At 46.6% G+C, this 21,792-nt stretch carries 20 protein-coding genes; 16 read left to right on the forward strand and 4 right to left on the reverse strand.

Going from position 1 to position 21,792, the window contains the following annotated elements; all coding sequences use genetic code 11:
- Positions 1–306: 306 nt before the first annotated feature.
- The 12 genes from F1593_RS04600 to F1593_RS04655 all read left to right on the forward strand — a co-directional run bounded on the left by F1593_RS04600 (position 307) and on the right by F1593_RS04655 (position 10,355).
- A complete protein-coding gene (locus F1593_RS04600; protein ID WP_149400374.1) occupies positions 307–948 on the forward strand; it encodes a glucosaminidase domain-containing protein in 642 nt (213 codons plus the stop codon).
- On the forward strand, positions 948–1,136 hold the full coding sequence (locus F1593_RS04605) for a hypothetical protein (protein ID WP_149400375.1): 189 nt from the start codon (positions 948–950) through the stop codon (positions 1,134–1,136). The genes F1593_RS04600 and F1593_RS04605 overlap by 1 nt, the downstream gene beginning before the upstream one ends.
- Before the next feature lies 1 nt (position 1,137).
- Positions 1,138–1,575 carry an ASCH domain-containing protein gene (locus F1593_RS04610; protein ID WP_149400376.1) on the forward strand — a complete coding sequence of 146 codons (438 nt, stop codon included), beginning with the start codon at positions 1,138–1,140 and terminating at the stop codon, positions 1,573–1,575.
- A 45-nt stretch (positions 1,576–1,620) separates the two neighbouring features.
- Positions 1,621–1,875: a hypothetical protein gene (locus F1593_RS04615; RefSeq protein ID WP_149400377.1), complete on the forward strand. Its 255-nt coding sequence runs from the start codon at positions 1,621–1,623 to the stop codon at positions 1,873–1,875.
- Positions 1,876–2,516: 641 nt separating this feature from the next.
- On the forward strand, positions 2,517–2,714 hold the full coding sequence (locus F1593_RS04620; RefSeq protein ID WP_149400378.1) for an MptD family putative ECF transporter S component: 198 nt from the start codon (positions 2,517–2,519) through the stop codon (positions 2,712–2,714).
- Positions 2,715–3,374: 660 nt separating this feature from the next.
- On the forward strand, positions 3,375–3,620 hold the full coding sequence (locus tag F1593_RS04625; protein ID WP_149400379.1) for a helix-turn-helix domain-containing protein: 246 nt from the start codon (positions 3,375–3,377) through the stop codon (positions 3,618–3,620).
- A 246-nt stretch (positions 3,621–3,866) separates the two neighbouring features.
- Complete coding sequence (locus tag F1593_RS04630; RefSeq protein WP_149400380.1) at positions 3,867–5,042, forward strand: tyrosine-type recombinase/integrase; 1,176 nt, start codon at positions 3,867–3,869, stop codon at positions 5,040–5,042.
- Between the two features lie 151 nt (positions 5,043–5,193).
- Complete coding sequence (locus F1593_RS04635) at positions 5,194–6,531, forward strand: hypothetical protein (protein WP_235932487.1); 1,338 nt, start codon at positions 5,194–5,196, stop codon at positions 6,529–6,531.
- A gap of 304 nt (positions 6,532–6,835) precedes the next feature.
- On the forward strand, positions 6,836–7,786 hold the full coding sequence (locus tag F1593_RS04640; RefSeq protein WP_149400381.1) for a TOTE conflict system archaeo-eukaryotic primase domain-containing protein: 951 nt from the start codon (positions 6,836–6,838) through the stop codon (positions 7,784–7,786).
- Positions 7,750–8,187, forward strand: a complete 438-nt coding sequence (locus F1593_RS28870; protein WP_216368777.1) for a helix-turn-helix domain-containing protein — start codon at positions 7,750–7,752, stop codon at positions 8,185–8,187. Before F1593_RS04640 ends, F1593_RS28870 begins: the two co-directional genes overlap by 37 nt.
- 16 nt (positions 8,188–8,203) lie before the next feature.
- Entirely contained in the window at positions 8,204–9,370 is a 1,167-nt protein-coding gene (locus F1593_RS04650) for a site-specific integrase (protein ID WP_172631857.1), read from the forward strand.
- A 214-nt stretch (positions 9,371–9,584) separates the two neighbouring features.
- Positions 9,585–10,355, forward strand: coding sequence for a CPBP family intramembrane glutamic endopeptidase (locus F1593_RS04655; RefSeq protein ID WP_172631858.1), 771 nt, complete (start codon positions 9,585–9,587; stop codon positions 10,353–10,355).
- 69 nt (positions 10,356–10,424) lie between these two features.
- On the opposite strand, the gene F1593_RS04660 is transcribed toward F1593_RS04655, so the two are convergent.
- Both F1593_RS04660 and F1593_RS04665 read right to left on the reverse strand, forming a co-directional pair.
- The gene (locus F1593_RS04660; protein WP_149400384.1) at positions 10,425–11,201 is read right to left on the reverse strand and encodes a hypothetical protein; all 777 of its coding nucleotides are present in this window, start codon (positions 11,199–11,201) and stop codon (positions 10,425–10,427) included.
- Positions 11,202–11,388: 187 nt separating this feature from the next.
- Positions 11,389–12,795, reverse strand: a complete 1,407-nt coding sequence (locus F1593_RS04665) for a nicotinate phosphoribosyltransferase (protein WP_149400385.1) — start codon at positions 12,793–12,795, stop codon at positions 11,389–11,391.
- Positions 12,796–13,247: 452 nt separating this feature from the next.
- On the opposite strand from F1593_RS04665, the gene F1593_RS04670 reads away from it, so the two are divergent.
- The 4 genes from F1593_RS04670 to zwf all read left to right on the forward strand — a co-directional run bounded on the left by F1593_RS04670 (position 13,248) and on the right by zwf (position 19,232).
- Complete coding sequence (locus tag F1593_RS04670) at positions 13,248–14,765, forward strand: phytoene desaturase (protein WP_149400386.1); 1,518 nt, start codon at positions 13,248–13,250, stop codon at positions 14,763–14,765.
- A gap of 212 nt (positions 14,766–14,977) precedes the next feature.
- The gene (locus F1593_RS04675) at positions 14,978–16,033 is read left to right on the forward strand and encodes an alpha/beta hydrolase (protein ID WP_149400387.1); all 1,056 of its coding nucleotides are present in this window, start codon (positions 14,978–14,980) and stop codon (positions 16,031–16,033) included.
- Between the two features lie 317 nt (positions 16,034–16,350).
- A complete protein-coding gene (locus F1593_RS04680) occupies positions 16,351–17,448 on the forward strand; it encodes a hypothetical protein (RefSeq protein ID WP_149400388.1) in 1,098 nt (365 codons plus the stop codon).
- Positions 17,449–17,651: 203 nt separating this feature from the next.
- Positions 17,652–19,232: a glucose-6-phosphate dehydrogenase gene (gene zwf / locus F1593_RS04685; RefSeq protein ID WP_149400389.1), complete on the forward strand. Its 1,581-nt coding sequence runs from the start codon at positions 17,652–17,654 to the stop codon at positions 19,230–19,232.
- A 101-nt stretch (positions 19,233–19,333) separates the two neighbouring features.
- Here zwf and F1593_RS04690 read toward each other — a convergent pair whose 3' ends face one another.
- Together F1593_RS04690 and pepF are read right to left on the reverse strand one after the other, a co-directional pair.
- A complete protein-coding gene (locus tag F1593_RS04690; RefSeq protein WP_149400390.1) occupies positions 19,334–19,564 on the reverse strand; it encodes a CsbD family protein in 231 nt (76 codons plus the stop codon).
- A 250-nt stretch (positions 19,565–19,814) separates the two neighbouring features.
- The gene (gene pepF, locus F1593_RS04695) at positions 19,815–21,611 is read right to left on the reverse strand and encodes an oligoendopeptidase F (protein WP_149400391.1); all 1,797 of its coding nucleotides are present in this window, start codon (positions 21,609–21,611) and stop codon (positions 19,815–19,817) included.
- Positions 21,612–21,792: the final 181 nt, after the last annotated feature.

Consider the following 21,792-nt stretch of genomic DNA (forward strand, 5'->3'; position numbering starts at 1 on the left):
ACAAGTCACAGAAGTTTCGATTATGGACGCGCGGACCAATCGCCGCGCTGGTCTTCACAATGGCTATCTACAGTTTCGATCACTATGGTTTTATCGGTGTTATCCAGGGATGTGTTTTTCTCGCGGGGTTGGTTGTATTCTTGCTCATGCTCATCTTGGGAGCATCGAAATAGTTCTTTTGAGTTAGCGGCGCTAGTTTTCGAGGCGAGCGCCGCCAACGACTACACACGATATGGAGTACCAGGCGTAGCTATGCTTAGTATACCATAGCGATGCGACCTGGACTCCTGGTAAAGGAGTACTGGCATGGAAATCAAAGAGAAGGTTGCGACATCTTCTTCAAACTTTGGTCTAGCTTGGATTGTTGTTGTGGTCATCCTATGCGTCGTCGCATATAGCATGCTAAATACTACGAAGCCTACTGCGCATCCTGCTCAAGCAGTACAGACATCATCACAGCAGAATGTTACATCGGCGGGCACAATGTCTATTTACGGATCACCTACTATTAGTACCAGCCAGATCGACAAGATCCTTGCTGCCTACCACTCCCCCGCGGCAGGTACAGGATCGTATCTCTACAACTCTGCTCTGCAATATGGCATAGACCCCGTTGTCCCGGTAGCCTTCTTCATGCATGAGAGCATTCTAGGGACGCAAGGTGAGGCCACCGCAACACTAGCATTAGGCAATGAGCGCTGCATCACTGACCGGCCTTGTATTGATCAGAGTAGGGGCGGATACGCACAGTTCACCAGCTGGCAAGATGGCTATCAGCACTGGTTTGATTTACTGACCGGCCCTGTCTATAAAGGTGCTGGCCTCACGACGATACAGCAGATTATCCCCGTCTATGCGCCTACGGCCGATAACAATGATGAGCAAGCGTATATTAACGCCTTGATCTACTCCATTGACGCCTGGAGATCGGGAAAGGTGGTGATCTGATGAAACATAAGATCACATCTTACCGCCAGGACGAGCTTTACACCACACCGCAAGAATATGAGACCGAGGCCAATACCGACGAGGAGGCATCGGCCAAGATACAGCAACTTCGACAATCAGGATACACCATTTCAGGCTGGCTTCAGACAGTAGATCAGACTGCACTGCAACCAAAGAAAGGCAAATAACATGCCAACATATAGAGCTTTATCCGTTCGACAGCCTTATGCAGATTGGATCTGCAATCCTGAAAAACTTCAATCAGTTGAGGTTCCAGTGAAGGATATTGAAAACCGTGACTGGCCTACGTCATATCGCGGGCTCGTCCTCATTCACGCATCAAAAACTTTTGAGGACATGGCATTGCCTCATTGGAATTGTGTGTTTCCGCGCTTACACGAAGTCACCGGGCAAAACAAAGAAGACTACGCCCTGGGCACTCTTGTAGGTGTCGCAAAGCTTACCGACTGTCTTCTGTGGAGTACTGACAAGTGGTTTGTGGGGAATTATGGATTTCTCTTCACGAACATCCATGCACTGAAAGAGCCTATCCCTTGCAAGGGTAAGCTCGGGTTCTTTCCTGTCACACTGGATATCGATCTGGAGGATGCAAAATATTATGTTTGATCAAATCAACCTAGCACAAGGCAGAAAGAAAGGCAAGGACACTCGATGAAAACGACACATCCATTTGACGCTGGCAATATAGCAATCTATATGGCACGTACTGCCACACAAGAGTATGTCGAAGACCAGGCAGCGCAAGGCAAGCTCTTAGAGGTGGCTAAAGACGAGCAGCGCGCCGTCGCCTATCTCGCCCATACTTCACTCTCACAGTACATGGCATCGGGTCAGATCAAGGTATCCATGATCGAACGTTGGATCTGCGAGGCGGTGGCCAGTGCATCGCAAGCTCACCTGCATTAAAGAGTGTCGGTCGTCACTGCACATGGGTCATCCTGTGTGCAGCAGAGGCCCGATAGTCGGACCTGATAAAGAAAGAAAGTGAGATCCACCAAGTGAAACAGTATCCAGACCCACAAGAGCATTTTAACAATTACCTGGAGCGAGCTGTAAAAACCTATGCGGATGGTTTACAGAAGGCTAATTTAGAACCTAGCCCTATCCTTGATCGCGCGATGTCTAGACGCATATCGAAAGGGGCGCGAGAGGACTATGAAGAGCAATCTGCACGAGTGCTTCTCCATAATCTCAATGAGATCGAGAAGAAATACAAACCGATAGAAGATCAGGTTAGAAGATCGAACGCACGTGCTCGCACTATCATATGTCCATTCGCTATACTCTTCTTCATTTGTGCGTCCTGGTATGCATTTGGACATAAAGATAGTACAGGCGTGATTATGGGAACAATTTGCGTTATTTTTGCCCTGATATTTTTTGCAATATGGGTCACATGGGCACTCATTGACCGACCAGTGGAAATCAAACAATCCCGATAGTCGGTCGATCCAAGAGACTGGTTATATGTTGGTTTTGGATCGGCGCAGATTTAAACGACGATCATGAATGAGTTCAATAGAATCAGCAGTAGACAAGGAGTTGTAATGTTTTCCCAAATGCTGCCATGGTTGATTATTGCTTGTCTTGTCGGTGTGATCGCGGGTCTAATTATTGGGACGTATGTTGGTTCATCATTGCTTCAACGACATGAGAAAGCGGCACAACCGCAGCCTTTGACATATCCGCAGGGTCCTACTCGCTATCTAGATGATGATCACTACGATAGAAGACCTCGACGTTGATAGCTATCATGAAAACATAATCAACCCTTATAGCAGCTGCTGTAGGGACTTTTCTTTTGCGAGGTGAACAATGTCTGGTGAAAAAAAAGAGTACAAATGTTACATTTGTGGCAATACGTTGGTTCGTTGGGTAACAACCTGTAGATGTTGTGGTCAGGCCATTTGTTCTCATCACGTAGGAAACCCAAACGATCTCGCGGGAAACTTTGTTTCCTGTACAAATCCGAGATGCATGGAAGCAGTGAAAAGAGAGAATCGACGCGCTCTATCCTTGTTTAAAAAGTCTTTGTTTGAAAAGTGGTCGAGAACCTAGATAACACCGTCAGCCCTTGTAGCCTTTGCAGAGAGCTTTCTGTACTTTATGTGCACGTAGAGGGTAGTAGTGAAGGGCTATACACGCTCCTGAAGTGTTCGCAATGATCCATTGTATGCATCACCTTTAGTGAAGTGTGCTCGTGAGGAGGACATGCATTGAAAGCGCAGTTCGAATTCAAAATCGTAGATTTGTGGGTTGGGGCCTTTTTGAAACGCTCTGACAATATTCTGCATATCTGGGTGTGCTTCATTCCTTGCATACCTCTGCATGTGCAAATTATGTCTAGATCTATCAAAGGCAATGAATAATCTTCCAGTACTGAGTTGAAAAGAGAGGATACAGCCATGACGACACGAGAAAAGAAACGAAATCCGTCCAAATTACAAGAGGCAATTACACTCTCACCTTCCGATCTTCAATTATTATCAATCACACAGACAATGAAGCTCCTCAACCTCGGCCGCACAAAGGTATATGACCTCATCAATCGCGAGGCACTGCCTACGGCAAAGATCGGGGGCTCAACGCGGATACCCCTTGCGGAACTAAAGACATGGATTGAGCAGCGTAAAACGACAAAAAGAGAGTAAGAGCGGTTGCACTTTACTGAAAAGCCTCGTGTCACCCCTTGCGGCATGAGGCTTTTGCTTTATCTCTTTTTGAGGCACTGCTATCAATATGCCTATTAACTATCAAATTTACTATTGTAAGCCTCATAGAAGCCCTTAAGTAACGTGCAAGTAGTTTTTCCTATGAGAAACGAGAAGAGGCACTTCTTGCACCTCTCCGAACGATACTAAAGTTAGCATTGAGGCTTGAAATAAGGAGAAACTACGATGCCACGGCAAAGAAAAAAGGGGATCAAGGGCAATGGCTCCGTCTTCCAGCGTAAAGATGGGCGATGGGTTGCACAATTTCTCGTCGAAGGAACCGGGAAGACGAAACAACTCTATGCAGCCACAGAGAAAGAGGCCAACGAGAAGCTACAGAAGGCCCTACAAGAGCAGAGGCAAGGCATTCTCGCCACTGGTCCAAAGCAAAAACTAGGAGATCATCTCAACTATTGGCTCGAAGAGGTCAAACGTCAGAAGCTACGAGAATCCACCTATCAAAGTTACCGAATCATGATAGACACGCATATTAATCCCAAACTAGGGAATATCCCTCTGCACAAATTGACCACGCAAACCATCCAAGCTTTCTATAACAACAAGGCAAAAGAGCATCAGAATAAGACAAAAGAGCATCCATCTTCCGGGTCGGTTCACATAATGCATACAGTATTACATCAAGCATTAAAATATGCCACCCAAGTCCGCCTAATTGCCTATAATCCAAGCGACAACATTGTGCTTCCGAAACGCACGAAGCGGAAGGTGAAACCGTTCACACTTGAGCAGTCAAGACACTTAATCCAGGCGGCTCAAGGAAGCCACTTAGAAATGTTGATCACATTGGCACTCTTCACAGGTATGAGACATGGTGAGCTTGTGACTTTACGCTGGGAGGATATCAATTTTGAAAATGCCAGTATCTATGTTCATCGTACCGGCAGGTATTGGGGAAAGGGCAGGTTTATCGAAGGGGACCCAAAGACTGAGGCAGGAGAGCGTATTATCCCCATTTCGCACAAACTTTGCGATGAACTCAAGCGGTATCAATCCCGTCAAAAAGAGATGCGATTAAAAGCCAGAGGGGAATGGAATGACATAGGTCTAGTGTGTTGCAATACCCGAAACGGAGGGTTTCTTAATCACGCGAATGCCCGAAAATCGTTTTACCTTCTACTCGAAAAAGCCAATCTCCCACGTATCCATATCCATGACCTACGACATACTGCCTCAACGCTGATGCGGAGTATGGGTATAGATCTCAAAGTGATACAGGAAATACTAGGGCATAGCAATATGGATATGACTGCTAACGTGTATTCACATGTCCTTCCTGAGATGCAAACACAAGCCGCCGAAAAGATGAATCGACTCCTGAAAGAGCCACTTTCAGGAGATTAAACTGTCAAACTAACTGTCATTTAGAGGCTTTAGAGGCGTAGATATGGGCTAAAGCCTCTCTATAAGAGGGTTGTGATCTAGACAAAATAGGAGTTACGCTGTACTTTATACACTCACGGAAACCACCTTAAAGGGCATGCTCGCACGAACTATGAACTTTGTCAAGGTCACAGTCAAAGGCGCGACGCATTGCCCACCACCTGATGCCATGGTAAAAGACATCCTGACCCTGGGCAGTTGGCCGTTCCCACCACTGGATAGCATTGTGGAGTTCCCGGTCATCCGTCCAGATGGAACTCTCATTACCACAGCAGGCTATGACGCAATGACACGACTGTACTACGCTCCTGTGCCCACGCTTCAGGTACCACCCATTCCTGAACATCCAACGGATGAAGACATTATTGCAGCCCTTGCCTTGATCGATGAAGTAATTGGTCAGTTCCCCTATGAGAACCAGGCCAGTCAGGCCAACACGATTGCCCTCTTACTTACCCCGCTCATCCGTCAAGCCATTGATGGGCATGTCCCGCTTGCCCTTATCGATGCGACCCGGCCAGGCACTGGCAAAAGCTTATTAGCAGAAACCGTGGCTTTGATTGCAACCGGCCGCAAAGCTACGATGATGACGGCTCCCTATGATGATGATGAGTGGCGCAAGCGCATTGCCTCTACCCTGGCAGAAGGGGCAACGATTATCACCATTGATAACATCAAAGCGCGGCTCCAGGCAGCAAGTCTGGACTCTGCTTTAACATCCCACACCGTCAAGGAGCGTATCCTGGGGGAGAGTCGCAACGGTGTCTATGCGCAGCGGGCTACCTGGATGGCAACAGGAAATAATATCCAGGTCGGTGGAGACCTTCCCCGGCGGTGCTACTGGATACGCATGGATGCCCGAACCGCCAAACCCTGGACACGTGGCGGTTTCAAGCATGACCTGGAAACATGGGTCCCTGAGCACCGCGGCGCATTAATTGCCGCGCTCCTCACACTCGTGCGCGCCTGGTATGATGCAGGCCAACCACCAACGAATGTCGCCATCAAGATGGGTAGCTTTCAATCCTGGGTCAATACCATTGGCGGCATTCTAGAGCGCTGCTTTGTCGAAGGCTTCTTAGAGAATACGCAAGCGTTACAGCAAGATGACGACGCCTTACAGTGGGCGGCCTTCCTTCATGCCTGGCAGGCACACTACAAGAGCAATCAATTATTATCTTCCCTGCTGGCAAAGGACCTGAAGGCAGGATCAGTGAGCGATGAAGAGGAAAACAATACACTCGCTGATCTCTACAATGCGTTACCAGACGATCTGACAGACATCCACAAAGGAGACTTTAAGCGGCGCTTAGGCAAAGCCCTTTCCTATCGGGTTGGAACACAGTTTGATGATACAGGGATTCACCTGGTCAAAGGCGAACCTGATAAAAGAAGCGGCGCTGTTTACTGGTCCGTTGCCCTCCCTGAGACTGTTGAAACGGTAATGTAGAAACACACGGACACCTGAAAGGAAAGGCACACGCTATCGCGTGATTTTTGAAGGAAAACGATGTGGGTGTGCACAACAATTGTTTTCCTTCTTCCCAAAAAAAGAAAAAAACGCAGGTTTGCAGGTTTCACAGGCTTCTATCCCCTAAAAGAAAGAAAAAGTACGAATAAATACCCTCTCCGAGCGCTTGAGAAGCGAAACGAGAGGGTATTTTTTTGGAATATGCAACCTCACTCTGATCAATTTCAAACCTGCAAACCTGCAAACCTGCAACGCATTCACCACAAAGAGAAAGAAGGTAACTATGGCAATCACAACCTACCTCTCCACCTATATGGATTTGTTTGTGGGCCGTCACGATGACTATGCGATCCAACTGAGTAACGGCCGCTACCGGCGGGCAAAGCAACCCCTGACAAAGCATGATATCCATGATCATCTGCTTGGAGTCCGTACTTATGGCACCTATATCATGGATGCTGCAGGCCGCTGTCGCTTTGCCGTGATCGATGCTGATACCGATGATGGTTTAGACCGACTCTGGAGCATCCAGGAGCAGCTGGCGACACACGGGATTGTCTCCTCTGTGGAACGCTCCAGGCGTGGCGGTCATCTCTGGGTGTTCTTCACTGATCCGGTTCCGGCCTCACAGGTGCGCGCCTGGCTCTTGCGCTATTGTCCATCCGACATGGAGTTCTACCCGAAACAAGATGAAGGCAAAGGTTACGGCTCGCTGATCCGGCTCCCCTTAGGTGTGCATCGCAAGAGTGGACAACGCTACCCATTTGTGGAACGTGGTTCAACCGGCCTGGTCGCGTTGACTCTGACGGATGAGCAACGGATAGCCTGGTTCTCCTCAATCAAACGGATGGAGGTTCCCCAGCTGGTAACGACACCAGCACCGGCCGCCTCGACATCACACACATTGTTTTCCTCTCCCCCACAACGAGCGGCACAAGGACCATCACCCATTCGTCAATGGAATGCTGAACAAGATCACTACGAGGTGATTGGTCGCTATGTCTCGCTCAATAACAATGGTGTTGGGCAATGTCCTTTTGGTGATCATCACACCAATGGCTCCGATACAAAGGCATCCTTCAAAGTCTACAATCCTGGTGTACCTGGTGGCTATTGTTGGTACTGCTACACCTGGCAAAAAGGTGGTTCTCTTTTCGACTTTCTACGGTATTACTACCACCTGGACACACAGGAATTATGGGAACGCATTCGTTCAGAGGAGATCCAATCCTAACCAACTATAAAGAAAAAAAGGCCAATTTGCAGGTTTCTTGCAGGTTTGCCCTATCTGTGAAGCCGCCTGTGGAGCGGGTCGCAGGTTTGCAGGTTTCAAACCGGTCGAACCGAGGAAAAATTATACGTGTTGCAGATAGAGAGGATATGTATATGCCGCGAAAGAAGAATCAACAATTAAAGCAGAATGAGAGTGTTTATACTCCCCTTCTGCAACCTACCGATTTACAACAACTTACAATTACACAAACAATGGCGTTGCTCAGTCTAGGACGTTCAAAAGTATACGATCTTATTAAAAGAGAAGGGCTACCAACAACGAAAATTGGCAGTTCAACACGCATTCCTCTACTGGACTTGAAAAATTGGATTGAACAGCATAAGACGACAAAATTAGCATAGTGAAAGTGAGATGATCATGGTAGAGAAAAAGAAAGCAAGAGCAAAGCACCGCGGGATACGTGGTGCTGGCTCTGTCTACCGTAGGGATGATGGCAGATGGGTAGGCAGCTTTATTGTAGAGGAGACTGGTAAGCGTAAATATCTGTATGGCAAGACACAGCAAGAGGCATATGAGAAGCTGCAGAATGCGCTACAAGATCAGAAACAAGGGATGTTGGCGACTGGTGCTAAAGAGAAAGTAGGCGATTATCTAACCAGATGGTTGGATGTTCATAAGGTAACGCTTCGCATAAGCACTTACAAAAGATATCAGGTTGTTCTTGATAAAAATCTTATCCCTGCTTTAGGGCATCTATCATTGCAGAAGCTGGCAGCCCAACACATTCAAACCTTCTATGCCAAATTGGTAAAAGAAGGTATTTCACCTCGAACTATCAAAATGGTACATGCAGTACTCCGTAAAGCTCTTAACCAGGCCGTACGCTGGAAACTTATACCTCGCAATGTTTGTGCAGATGTATCTATTCCTCGTTACAGCAAACACAATATTCATCCTCTTACGATGGCACAAGCAAAAAGACTGATGGAGGTATCTAAAGGGAGTCAATTAGAAGTTTTTATCACGCTGGCTTTAATGACGGGAATGAGGCGAGGTGAGTTGTTAGCTCTAAGGTGGGCGCATGTAGACTTTGCGACCGGATGTTTAAATATTCATCGTAACGTTGCCTATGTGACTGGATATGGCTATGTTGAAGATGATCCTAAAACTTCTTCTGGGAATAGAGCAATACCACTTCCTCAGCTGGTTATTGACTTACTCAAGCAGCATCGGTCAAAGCAGTTAGAAGTACGTTTGAAAGCTGGGTCTAAATGGCAAGATAATGACCTGGTATTCAGTAACAAGCATGGAAATTACTTCAGCCTTACTGTGATGTATAAGGTTTTTAACCAGGTCCTCATAGAGGCAGAGATACCACATATGCGCTTTCACGATTTGCGGCATAGTGCTGCAACTATTTTGCTTGCATTGGGAATACATCCAAAGGTAGTGCAGGAGCGTTTAGGGCATAGTCAGATCAGTATGACAATGGATACTTATTCTCATGTTCTACCATCAATGCAGCAAGAAGCAACGGACAAGTTAGATATCCTCTTTAGGGAGCAAGAAAGGGAGCAAGAATAGCCCTTATGCTGTCAATCATGCTGTCAATGGTGGTTGCGTCCAATAGAGAATGGTGGTTAAATGTGGGTGTGTACTGCCTTTATCATGCGAGGTAAAATGTACTTAAGAAACAAACCTAGTATACCATATCTGCTTCGTGGCAATAGTGGCGTCACTACAGACAAGAAGGGGGTAGTAATGGTATACTAGGAGATGAAAAATTTGGAGTAACCTCTTGCTTAAACAGAAGTTTGATAGCGTTCCATGGACCATCAAGCAAACTTTTAATGGAGTATTTTTTACTCTGGTCCCCTGGATTGCTTTCATTGTTGTGAATTCGCTTTTTACTACCAGTACCAATCCTGCTTCAGCTAAACCACTGAGCCCCCAGGTCGATGTGACAAATGCCATCACTTCACTGATTTTCTCGCTTGTAATCTATTGTATCTTTTTGATTGCTCCGTTCCTCTACGCACGCCGCTCGCAACGGGCTCCCATCTCTGATTCGCGTTCGGTCTGGCAATTATTAGGCTTCAGACGTTTTAATGTTGGTTTCTCTGTTTTATTGGTACTGGCTGCTCTGGTGGTTATTATCGTCCTTAATCAGAGTTATGCTTTTTTGATTCAAACCTTTCATTTACATTTGCAAACCAATGATCAGGTTATTTTGCAAAATGCAAAAATTGCACCTATTACAACTTATGTATCCCTTTTTGTGGCAGTTTTGATTGCTCCTTTTTGCGAAGAAATTTTCTTCCGTAGCTTTACTTTTATGGGATTAAAAAACGGCATGCGCTTAGGGGTAGCAGTTGTAATGAGCGCGTTGATCTTTGCTGTTGCACACGGTGATCCTGGATCATTTCCTATCCTGGTCTGTATTGGTCTGGCTCTGGCTGGTCTTCGTCTTGTAACTGGTTCTTATTGGCCCGGTTTTATGCTCCATCTGTTGAATAATGGTTTGAGTGCTGTGCTGGTGATTCTGGCTATCCACGGTATCACTATTTAGTCATGACAGCGGTGCTTAAGCCTGCGCAGGCATGGGCAAGTACGCAACAGTACGCGGCATTTCCCATGCTTACGCTTGCGGTTGTGTATGTCGCTCTGCTTGTAATATGCGCACCGTTCCTAAGAAGATGCAGAGGAAAAAGATCTGGAAGAAGAATACAGTCGCCTCGCTATTGATTGCTCCGACTTTATTTAAGAGCAAAAGGATAATAGGAGCCAGGCCAAACAAAGAAGCTGGTCCAGGTTGTTCTCTCCAGCATTGAGGGCGGAACCACCAGATGATAATGGTTAGATAGATGGTGAGGGAGGCAATTTTCCCTTCGATCAGAAGCAAAGATCGTGTATCCACGGGTGCTTTAAGATAGCTATATCCCAGATAGGCACAAAATGCGACCGGGAGTATCCAGAGTAGCCATGTATCCCAACGGCGTAGTTGTATACGGCCTACTGAGAGGCAGAGAGAGCTTGCGAGCATGGCACTATTGCTAGCAGCCTGTAACTGGGTCATACTGGAGACCTGCGTATTTATAGCATGTGGTCCTGTCCAGTACTGTGCAATGGTGAAAAGTGCCCATAGACAGCCAAATAGAGCACCGAGACGTATCCAGGCAGCGTGTGCTTTGGTGGTCACAATCAGCCATATCCCCAGCAATACAATCCCATACACCATCCCAATGTGATTAACCGAATACAGATGGCCATTGAACCAGATATGTGTCACCAGACTGGCAATACTTAATCCAGCGCCCAACAGTGTTGCGAAGAGCAGCATGAATGCCGGAGTCCAAATGATCCTGGTGCTGTCTTCCATTGGATCAATCCGATCTATCTGAATTTCAGATGTCATGCTTATTTCTGAAATATCTCTAGTTGTATCTGACACAAAAATCGCCCTATCTCTAAATTTTTCGTTCCCGATTGTTCTAACGAAGCATGTCCGCTATCGGGCACATTTATCCTGTAACTACTACCAAATTTCCTATAGTTATCTTGTACTCGAATCGAAACAACTTTGAGGTTCCATGGAAATGTGGTTAAGGTTGATCTTCGTGGGTACGTCCCAACTGTTGATGGGTAGCTTTCTTGCGCAGTGCTTGCAGTTCTGCACTGAAATGGACAGGATAAGGCTCTGTTGCTGTGAGTTGACGATAGCGTTCTGGTAAGAGCGTCAGATTATACTGTGCCAGCTCGCGGATTTCTGTCAGGGGAGGCAAGCTACCAGGGATAATCTCTCCGTTGCGCATGACTGGCTTAAGGAGCCGATGATAGCTATCCGGGCGTGGCTCACTGGCAAGTTGCACAATATCTTTACTCCATTCTGGATGGCGATAAATCTCTTTTTTGCCCGGCCAGGTGCTCTTTTCTCCTGCGATCTTAATCTTTGGATGTTCGTTCCCCTCTTCGTCAACATACCATGTTTCTTTGTAGACGGTTCCGAGTGAGCCACCTTCTATTCCACGCTCAACCGAGCCAGCTCCACTGCCGAGGGTTGTTCCCACGCCAAAAGAATCGATGGCGGCGCCCGCCTCCAGAATCTCCTGGATTTTCCATTCATCCAGATCGCCACTGGCTAAGATGCGTACATAGTGTAATCCAGCTTGATCCAATTGTTCACGGATATAGTTGGAATCGGCTACCAGGTCCCCACTATCCAGGCGTACTGCGGCCAATGTATGGCCTAATGATTCTTGTGAGCGCAGGCCCACTTCGATGGCCGTATGGATAGCGCGTCGCACATCATAGGTATCGAGTAGCAGGGTATAGCGATTATAGGCTTGAGCGACGGCCTCAAAGGCCTCTTTCTCTGTAGCATACATTTCTATCAATGCGTGAGGAACCGTACCAGTTGCAGGCAGGCGATATTCGTAGGCGGCGTTCAATAAAGAAGTGCTGGAACAGCCTCCAATATATGAGGCTCTGGCAACTGTCATGGGTTCCTGGGCGCGTCGGAAGGCAAATTCAGAAACGCGGCGTTGTTGGCCCTGATTGGCTGCATAAACGATGCGTGAGGCTTTCGTGGCAATTAATGTCGAGAGTCCTATGGCTTGCAGAAGACCAGCCTCAAGCAGGATTGCCTCACGAAATGGGGCTGTAACGCGCAAAATAGGCTCATTGGGAAAAACTATACTTCCCTCGGGGACCGCTAAGATTTCGCCAGTAAAACGTAAATTTGCGAGTTCATCAAGAAATGCTGAATCATAATCACGGATATGGGCCAGGAAATTCAACTCTTCCGCAGTATAATGAAAGGTGTTTGCGAATTCCAGAGCGGACTCGAGACCGGCCACGAGTAGATATGCACCACCAAAGGGGGCTTTTCTCGTATAAAGATCAAATGTCGTAAGCCCGTTTTGTCCAGTTCGCCATGAAACATATGCTGAGTCTGGATGGTACATATCTGTCATTAACCCTGGGTGCAAGCTAGGGGTTCGGCGGTACATACAATCTCCCTTTTGTCAGTAGCGCTCCACTCTGACTTAGTGTATTTATTACAATATCTCTAGATGTGTATCATTGTACCATACGGCGCAAGGTATAGTAGGATTGGTAGTGCGCACTATTGTGCTGTTCTTGAGCAAATTTGTTGGTCAATCCATTAAGTATATACTATCTGTCAGTGTCATTTTTTCACCTTAAAACGTTGCTGTCCCGCGTACCCTCTTAAGAGTCTGAGGGCGTCTGTATAGTGTACTTATCGATGAGATGGAACGTTTCATATCGGACGCATATACAATATACATGTGTTACGTTGCTACCTGGAAGTGTCCGGGCAGGTGCCGCAAGTGTTGTTTTCTTATAACATGATACAGTCAACAATTTTTGTCTGTGAAAACTACAGTTTATAGCTTCCATGCAGGGGCAGGGCTATATTTATAATTATTTGAGGTGAATAATGGATATCGTTGTTATTGGAAGTGGTTTCGGTGGGTTGACTGCGGCGATTCGTTTACAGGCGCAGGGACATCATGTGACGTTACTTGAGAAGCGTGATAAGCCGGGCGGTCGGGCCTATGTCTATGAGCAGGATGGTTTTGTTTTTGATGGTGGTCCAACAATCATTACAGCTCCCTGGTTGATTCATGATCTTTTTGCGTTGTGTGGCAAAAAGACAGAGGATTACGTGAAACTTGTTCCGGTTGATCCTTTCTATAATATTCGTTTTGAGGATGGTTCTATCTTTCATTATAATGCGGACCGCGAGAACGTGCTGCGACAGATTCGCGAGTTCAGTCCGGATTCTAAGGATGTGGATGGCTATTTACGTTTTGCCCATGCCGTCGAGGAGATTTATAAAGTTGGTTTTGAGTTGATTGATCAGCCATTTACAACCTTTGCTTCTATGGCGAAGTTCTTACCAGATCTTGTGCGTTTGCAGGCTCAGAAATCGGTAGCCAGCTTTGTCAATCAATATATTAAAGAGGAGCGTTTACGACAGGTCTTCAGCTTCCATGCGCTCTTAATTGGTGGAAATCCTTATCAAAGTACTTCGATATATGCTTTAATTCATCATCTGGAACAGCGTTTTGGTGTCTGGTTTGCCATGGGTGGAACTGGCGCACTGGTGCGCGCACTGGCACAGTTATTTGAGGATATGGGTGGACGCCTCCTGCTCAATCAAGAGGTGTCGGAAATTGTGATTAATGAGCAAACGAAGCGTGCTGAGGGAGTCCGTGTCGGTGATGGCACATTTTATCTGGCGCGAACGGTAGTCAGTAATGCGGACGTTGCGTATACGTATTTGAATATGGTTCCAGCGTGTTTTCGTCAGAAAAGCACAGATCGTAAAATTAAGAGTAAGCAATATTCTATGTCGCTTTTTGTACTCTACTTTGGAACTGATCGTAAGTATGAAAATATTGCGCACCACGAGATTCTGATGGGATCGCGTTATAAAGAGCTGTTAAATGATATCTTCAAGCGTAAAGTGCTGGCAAAAGACTTTTCGTTGTATCTTCACCGTCCCACGGCAACCGATCCATCTCTGGCTCCGGCGGGCCATGATGCGTGGTATGTGCTTTCACCTGTTCCTCATCTGGGAAGTGGGACGGATTGGCGGACGATGGCGAAACCATATCGCGATTCTATTGTGAAGTATCTCGAAGAGCGTTATATGCCCGATCTCTCTAAACACATTGTGACTGAGCATTCCATTGATCCACTCCACTTCCAGGGGACCTTGAATAGCTATCTGGGGAGTGCATTCTCGGTTGAACCCATTTTGACGCAGTCTGCCTGGTTCCGACCACATAATGTCAGTGAAGATATTTCCAACTTATATTTCGCGGGAGCTGGAACTCATCCCGGTGCGGGTTTACCCGGGGTCATGAGTTCAGGTAAAATAGTAGCAGATATGATTGGAGGGGATCCTTCCAGCAGCAAGGTACAAAATATGTCCATGACAGAAATTTAACCGTGAGCAGTTAGAAACGTAGATGTTTTTAGAATGACCTGTACTGTTGTGTATATTGGGTCAGCGCCTGATATTTCTGTCGTGAAGTTAAAGGTATCTGTTCAGTTTGTAGACCATTGCTTTTAGCTTCGCCACACATCCTTCTGTTTGGTCGGCAATCGTATGGTGGTCGGTGATCCAGCGCGTTTTTCACCTGAAAGGAGTTGATTGCTATGGCTGGGCAACATCGCTGGGCTGTCGGTATCGCAACAAGTACAGCAAGTATTCTGGGACTTACGGTCACAAGTGGTCTGGCTCTTGTAGCGCATTTCTTTGTTGAGGAGTTCTCTCGTCCGCATATGGTATTACCTGACTCTGATCTGGAATGGGGTATGCCTCAGATGTTATCAGATGATCCACCTCTGCTAGCACAACGTCCTTTGTTGTTTAAGACGGTGGATGGCACCCTGCTCTGTGGTGACTTCTGGGCACAACCTGTACCAGCGCCAACGATCATCCTCTGTCATGGGTATCGTATTACCCGCTCACATTTGCGACCTGTAGCACAACTAGAGTATGCCTGTGGCTATAATGTGCTCTTTTTCGACTTTCGCGGACATGGGGATAGCGAGAGTGTTATGACAACTGCTGGCAATGCTGAAGTGCGTGATATGGAGGCGGCCATTTTTGTGGCTGGACATCAACCAGAAACCTTGCCAGGTAAGATCATCATTCATGGCTTTTCAATGGGTGCTGCTGTGGCTTTATTAACGCCCCCGCATCCCGATGTGCTGGCCATTATTGCGGATAGTCCATACGCACGTTCGGACGATATTCTGCGCCGTCTGGTGGCTTTCCGTCTGGTAGAGGAGTGGGCTGGTCGCTATCCCCATATTCTGTTGCCTCAAGTTCTTGTGACAATAGCATCCTGGTTTATTGTTGCGATCAGTCGCATTGATTTTCGTATCCGCTATGGCTTTACGGTCATTGCTCGCCCTGATACCAGCTTTAAGCGTTGGAAGCAACGCTCTAAAAAAATATTACAGCAACATTCTATTCCCATTTTATTAATTCACTCTTCAGGTGATAATCTGATCCCGTTTGCGCACGCTCAACATCTGGCTGCTGAAGCAGCAGCCCAGGGAGCGCCATTAGAGACATACTTTGTCGACACAAATATTCATTGTGGTGCTTATGGTTGGAATCCTCTCCAATATGATCATGTAATTCAAACATTTATGGCCAAACATCTGCAAGACGCTCTTCCTCAACGTCATCAAGCTCGCTAGTGTGAATCTGTTCTGGTTGTACTGGATGCAAATGTCCTTTGCGAGAGAAATCGGTCTGTCTCTTTCTGTCTTTAATAAGAGGAACATTTGCATTCCTGTTGTTGCTACATTTGTTCTAATACTCATCGCTTGCTGCAGAATCTTCAATTGGCAATGCTGCATTTAAGCCACTTTGTACTATCTTTTGTAATACAAGCCCTTGAATAATTGCGAACGACCGTGCATAATCTATTACAAGCAGCATTCAATAATGTAGTTGCATTCTATGTACAATCATCTAATCGTTTTTGCTGCTCATGATGGAGGTAAAAGGTACGATGTTCTCACCTGAAGAGGTTTCACAAACGACGGAGGAGCTTGGAGCAATTCTCCAAACCACCGAGGTGCTGAAAGTGATTTCACAAACAACGGAAACGTTAGAAGCAGGTCCCCAAACCACCGAGGCTCTGGAAGTGATTTCACAAACAACAGAGGCGCTGGAACGGCTTCCCCATACATTTGAATACCATAGTGCTTCAAATGAACATCAGCAGCAAATTGTGCAACAGACACAGAAAGATGTCTTACTTTCCCTGGGCGGTGAATCCACAACTGATACATTGGCCTGGCGGCAAATAGACTTGTTGCGTGAGGGAAATCGTCATTTACTGGCAGCAGTAGATGAGTTGCGCGTGGAATTGCAACAGCTCCATACTGAAAAGAGCACCTTGCAGTCGGGTTTTGATAATGATGTGGCTATTATTCATCGTGGTCATCAGCAAGAGATTGCGCATTATCAAGCTCATCTGCTCGAGCTGATGGAGGAGCGCAACCATCTTCAGGAGGAGTATGTGTCCCTGGAGCAGAGGTATCAAGCTTTCTCACAGAGCTTTACCGCGCGCGTGGATATGGAAGTACAACGGCAGTTGTGTGAATTGGCAACTATTACTGATCTATCCTCAACAGAGATACCTGCGCCGCTTCAGATATTTGTGAAAGCGGTTGAAGTCAAGGCTAAGGCCGAAGGGGACCGCTTCCTGGCTGAGGCGTTGCGCTTGAAACGGGAAGTGGGTCGTATGGCGGAAATTCTGGGCCATGAGCGCCAACAATTAGATGAGGAGCGGCAACGCCTGATGAAGTTCCAACAGAGCGTGAGCGATCAGGCGGCATTGCGACAGAAAGTGCTTGAAACGCGTTCCCGTTCGCGCTGGCAGACCATAACCGTTCTTACCTCAGTTGGTTTATTAGCCCTGCTGGTCATATTACAGTTTGCATGTCTGGGATTGTTTCACGCCTCGCTTGCCGCGCCTGTTACTCTGGCGATCCTGGCTCCTATTGTGTTCTGTGTCCTCATCGCATTGATATTGGCCAGCCCACCATTCCAGTTTGCGAGACATGTGAAGGAAAGTGCTCCCCGTAAAAAGAAAATCCGCTAGCTGTGATTGATGAACTGAGGGGTGTCCAATAAAGGATACCCTTTCTCTTTGCTTATTTGATGTGAGCGCGAGGAATGATGATGGATGTATCGCTTATATCTTGCCTGTTTCTCTGATTACTTGAAAAAGTGTCCAAGAGTAGTCTGGTTGCTGCGTATATATCATAGAGGCGATTTAGCAAAATCTGATTAGGAGCAATGTTTATGACTCAACAAGCGGAAATACAGAATGCCCATAAATTGAAGAAGCATATTATCTGGCAAGATGGGCGCACACCTGATCCGTGTGTGATTGTTTTGTTTGGAGCCACAGGTGACCTGGCGCAACGGAAGATTTTACCAACGTTAGCACATCTTATTCATGATCATCCCCAACCTGAAAAGATATGCATTGTTGCTTTTGCACGTCGTCCCCTGGATGATGATGCCTGGCGCTCTATGGTTCTTACCTCACTTGATAAATATATGCCAGCCGATGATAAGTTGGATGATGCCGGTAAGACAGCCTTTGCACAACACCTCTTTTATTGTCAGTCGAATTTTGATGACAGTGAAGGATATAAACGTCTGGGCCAGTTCCTTGCTAAATTAGATCAAGAGCAAGGCACAAGTGGTAATCGGCTCTTTTATCTGGCGACGCCTCCCGATACTGACTTAGAGATTATCGCTCATATGGGTGAGGCTGGTCTGGCTAAACCAATGCCAGCCGATGCCAATGGCAAACAGCACTGGGTTCGCCTTATTACGGAGAAACCCTTTGGACACGATTTGGAGTCTGCCCAGAAATTGAATCAAGAGATTGCCCGGGTGTTCCATGAGGGGCAAGTCTTCCGTATCGATCATTACATGGGTAAAGAGACGGTGCAAAATATTATTGCGTTCCGTTTTGCCAATGGTATTTTTGAGCCGCTCTGGAATCAAAAATATATTGATCATGTGCAGATAGTGGTGGCTGAAAGTCTGGGTATCGAAAGCCGTGCCGAGTATTATGAAACCGCCGGGGCAATTAAGGATATTGTACAGAACCATGTGATGCAGATCCTTTCTCTGATTGCGATGGAATCACCCGCGGAATATTCTGCTGATGATATTCGCGATGAGAAAGTGAAAGTGTTGCGCGCTATTCGTCCGCTGACACCTGAGCAGGTTGCAAAGCAGACGGTACGTGGTCAATATACCGCTGGTATGCAGGATGGTAAGCCAGTCGTGGGCTATAAAGATGAAAAAGGTGTAAGCCCAACCTCGACGACAGAAACCTATGTGGCGTTGAAGCTGTTTATTGAGAACTGGCGCTGGGCTGACGTGCCATTCTATATTCGGACCGGTAAGCATCTTCCTGTACGTAGTACTGAGGTAACAATTCAATTCAAACGCGTACCTCATCAACTCTATACGCCATCTGAGATAACCTCTCTGACACCAAATACACTCATATTACGTATTCAGCCGGATGAAGGCATTTCCCTCAAGATCGGGGCCAAGGTGCCAGGTGCATCGAATCAACTGACTACAATTGATCTGGCGGCCTCTTACAACAGCGCTTTTGATATTGAGTTGCCAGATGCCTATGAACGCTTGATTGCTGACTGTATTATTGGTGATTCTACCTTGTTTATTCGCCGTGATGAGATTGAATGTTCCTGGCGTATCATTGATAGTATTACCTCTGCCTGGAAGCAAATGGGATCTGAGACGGTGTATCCCTATGCTGCTGGAACGTGGGGACCCAGGGAAGCTGAAACCTTAATTACTGAAGATGGTCGTAAATGGTTAAATCCAGCCTGACAATCTTCTGCCAGACAAAGAGAAACGCAACCACTCAAAATGGTTGCGTTTCTCTTTGTCTTCGTGTCTCCGAAGTTCGGGTCCTTGGCCGATATGGACGGTTAGGGTTTTTCTGGATCAAGAGCGTTGTCGATCTTGCGCTCAGTATGACCGACTGTCTTCTGCGTTTTTCCTTCAACCTGCCTGGCATCGCCCTTGCCTTCGATCTTGGGATTGTCTGTTGCTTTACCGAGGGCACTCTGTATCTTACCTGCTGCCTCTTTTGCCTTGCCTTTTAAAGTATTCTCATCACCTTTGGTTCCAAGGTCTTTGTTCTCATACTCATTGCTCATATTTTAATCTCCTTTGACTGAAGGTAATTCGTATTGTACAGCTAGGAAGCGCTCTTCAGCGCCACCCCCTCTTTTAATACTCTTGAGAGCTAAAAAAGGATACATATAGCGTCAAACGCCCTGGTGGATGACGAGATTAGCAGTTTGTGAAATGAAGCAGGGAGAAATGATCGGTTGAGCTGTCGTCGTAGAGGAAAATAGAGAGCATACAATCAGCCAGATTGTATGCTCTCTATTGGAAAGGAACAAGTTAGCCCAGAAGTTGTTCTAACTGATCGAGGTGGGCTTCAAAGAGTTTGAAGGCTTGATGTACTGGTTCTGGTGTCGTCATATCTACACCAGCTTTTTTCAACAATTCAATGCTATAGTCTGATGAGCCAGAGCTGAGGAATTTCAGATAGCGCTCGACTGCTGGTTGTCCTTCAGTCAGAATCTGCTGGGCCAACGCTGCGGAGGCAGAGATACCTGTGGCGTACTGATAGACATAGAAGTTGTAGTAGAAGTGAGGGATACGAGCCCACTCAATCCCAATCAGATCGTCGATGACAGCCTCGCCGCCATAATACTTTTTGTTGAGTGTCGTATACATCTCTGTCAGGGTATCGGCCGTTAAGGACTCTCCGTGTTCGGCATTACTATGAATCTGTTGCTCAAACTCGGCAAACATTGTCTGTCTGAAGAGGGTCGCACGAATATCTTCCAACGAATGATTCAGGATAGCGATTTGTACCGCTTTATCGTTAGTATTTTTAAGTAGATATTCGGTGAGCAGATTTTCATTGAGTGTGGATGCTACTTCAGCCACAAAAATGGTGTAATCGCCATATTGATAGGGCTGGTTGGTGCGCGTGAAATAGGAATGCATCGAATGTCCTAACTCATGTGCCAGGGTGAACATGCTGTCGCGTTTCTCCTGGAAGTTGAGCAGGATAAAAGGTTGTGTTCCATAGGCACCACCACTGTAAGCACCACTGCGCTTCCCAGGTGTCTCGTAGACATCGATCCAACGTTGTTCAAAGCCTTGCTTGAGAATTGAGAGATAGTTTTCTCCCAGGGGAGCCAGGGCCTCTAAGACAGTGTTACGAGCCTGCTCATACGTCACAGTGTCATTGATTTCTTCGACAATGGGCGTATAGAGATCATACATATGCAGTTCATCGAGCTTCAGCATGCGCTTGCGCAATTTCATATAGCGATTGAGTAGCGGAATATTCTCAGCAACTGCGATGATCAGATTGTCATAGACGCTTTCTGGAATATTATTGCCTGACAGAGCGCTCTGACGACTTGAGCTATACTTGCGCTGACGCGCATAGAAGATGTGTGATTTTACCTGTGAAGCAAGCGTTGCTGCCAGCGTATTTCGTTGCTTAAAGAAGGTATTGTGCAAGCCCTCAAAAGCTTCCTGACGTACGCGGCGATCAGCGCTACGCAGATAGGTGGTATAGTTGCCCGGTGTGAGCTCTACTTGTTTGCCTTCTTCATTACTAATGGAAGGCAATTTGAGATCGGCATTATCGATCATGGAGAAAATCGCATCTGGTGCGCTTGCCAGTTCACCAGCCGCAGCCAGAACCGCTTCAACTTCCGAGGAACGGACGTGTGGTCGCTTGCGATTGAGATCCTGTAGCTGAATATTATAGAGCTCTAAGCCAGGTGTTTGCTGGATATATTGATCCAGTGTTTCCTGTGAGAGGGCCAGAATTTCCGGTTCGATGAAGGATGCCGCTGTCGACGTGCGTACAAATAATTGCGTCGCGCGATCTTCAAAGGCGAGATACTTACTATTCGTAGTATCTTCATCTTTGCGCATCGATGAATAGACATAAACCTTTTCGAGTATTTCGTAAATTTCATCCCGTGTTTGCAGGACTTTTAGCAAGGCTGATCCGCCATTGGCGATCGTTCCTTTGAGTCCTTCAAACTCGGGTAGGCGTTGTTGCACCGCTTGAAAATCCCGCTCCCAGTCGTTGTTTGTGGGATAGATGCTTTCAAGGTTCCAGGTGTAGGGAGTTGAAATTTCTTCACGTTTCTTATACGTTTGCAATGTCGATACGACCTTTCTTCATGGTTGTGAAAATGGGCCTGTTTCTGGATGTACTCACATAATATCATATGCCTCTAGCCGGCGAAGGAATGTTGTCTCTAAGATAGAACAATGGAATTTGTTTGATTTGCGAATGTTTTGTAAGAAGGATTAGGATTTGTCTGGAGTTGCCTTCAAAAGG

The sequence above is a fragment of the Dictyobacter arantiisoli genome, assembly GCF_008326305.1.
GTDB classification, from domain to species: domain Bacteria; phylum Chloroflexota; class Ktedonobacteria; order Ktedonobacterales; family Ktedonobacteraceae; genus Dictyobacter; species Dictyobacter arantiisoli.

Excerpts from the sequence above, each read along its gene's own strand:
- F1593_RS04660 (WP_149400384.1), bottom strand. The coding sequence starts at position 11,201 with ATGACATCTGAAATTCAGATAGATCGGATTGATCCAATGGAAGACAGC.
- F1593_RS04665 (WP_149400385.1), bottom strand. The coding sequence starts at position 12,795 with ATGTACCGCCGAACCCCTAGCTTGCACCCAGGGTTAATGACAGATATG.
- F1593_RS04620 (WP_149400378.1), top strand. The coding sequence starts at position 2,517 with ATGTTTTCCCAAATGCTGCCATGGTTGATTATTGCTTGTCTTGTCGGT.
- F1593_RS04625 (WP_149400379.1), top strand. The coding sequence starts at position 3,375 with ATGACGACACGAGAAAAGAAACGAAATCCGTCCAAATTACAAGAGGCA.
- F1593_RS04640 (WP_149400381.1), top strand. The coding sequence starts at position 6,836 with ATGGCAATCACAACCTACCTCTCCACCTATATGGATTTGTTTGTGGGC.
- zwf (WP_149400389.1), top strand. The coding sequence starts at position 17,652 with ATGACTCAACAAGCGGAAATACAGAATGCCCATAAATTGAAGAAGCAT.
- F1593_RS04690 (WP_149400390.1), bottom strand. The coding sequence starts at position 19,564 with ATGAGCAATGAGTATGAGAACAAAGACCTTGGAACCAAAGGTGATGAG.
- F1593_RS04650 (WP_172631857.1), top strand. The coding sequence starts at position 8,204 with ATGGTAGAGAAAAAGAAAGCAAGAGCAAAGCACCGCGGGATACGTGGT.
- F1593_RS04615 (WP_149400377.1), top strand. The coding sequence starts at position 1,621 with ATGAAAACGACACATCCATTTGACGCTGGCAATATAGCAATCTATATG.
- F1593_RS04635 (WP_235932487.1), top strand. The coding sequence starts at position 5,194 with ATGAACTTTGTCAAGGTCACAGTCAAAGGCGCGACGCATTGCCCACCA.
- F1593_RS04605 (WP_149400375.1), top strand. The coding sequence starts at position 948 with ATGAAACATAAGATCACATCTTACCGCCAGGACGAGCTTTACACCACA.
- F1593_RS04675 (WP_149400387.1), top strand. The coding sequence starts at position 14,978 with ATGGCTGGGCAACATCGCTGGGCTGTCGGTATCGCAACAAGTACAGCA.
- F1593_RS04670 (WP_149400386.1), top strand. The coding sequence starts at position 13,248 with ATGGATATCGTTGTTATTGGAAGTGGTTTCGGTGGGTTGACTGCGGCG.
- F1593_RS04680 (WP_149400388.1), top strand. The coding sequence starts at position 16,351 with ATGTTCTCACCTGAAGAGGTTTCACAAACGACGGAGGAGCTTGGAGCA.
- F1593_RS04600 (WP_149400374.1), top strand. The coding sequence starts at position 307 with ATGGAAATCAAAGAGAAGGTTGCGACATCTTCTTCAAACTTTGGTCTA.
- F1593_RS04610 (WP_149400376.1), top strand. The coding sequence starts at position 1,138 with ATGCCAACATATAGAGCTTTATCCGTTCGACAGCCTTATGCAGATTGG.
- F1593_RS28870 (WP_216368777.1), top strand. The coding sequence starts at position 7,750 with ATGGGAACGCATTCGTTCAGAGGAGATCCAATCCTAACCAACTATAAA.
- F1593_RS04630 (WP_149400380.1), top strand. The coding sequence starts at position 3,867 with ATGCCACGGCAAAGAAAAAAGGGGATCAAGGGCAATGGCTCCGTCTTC.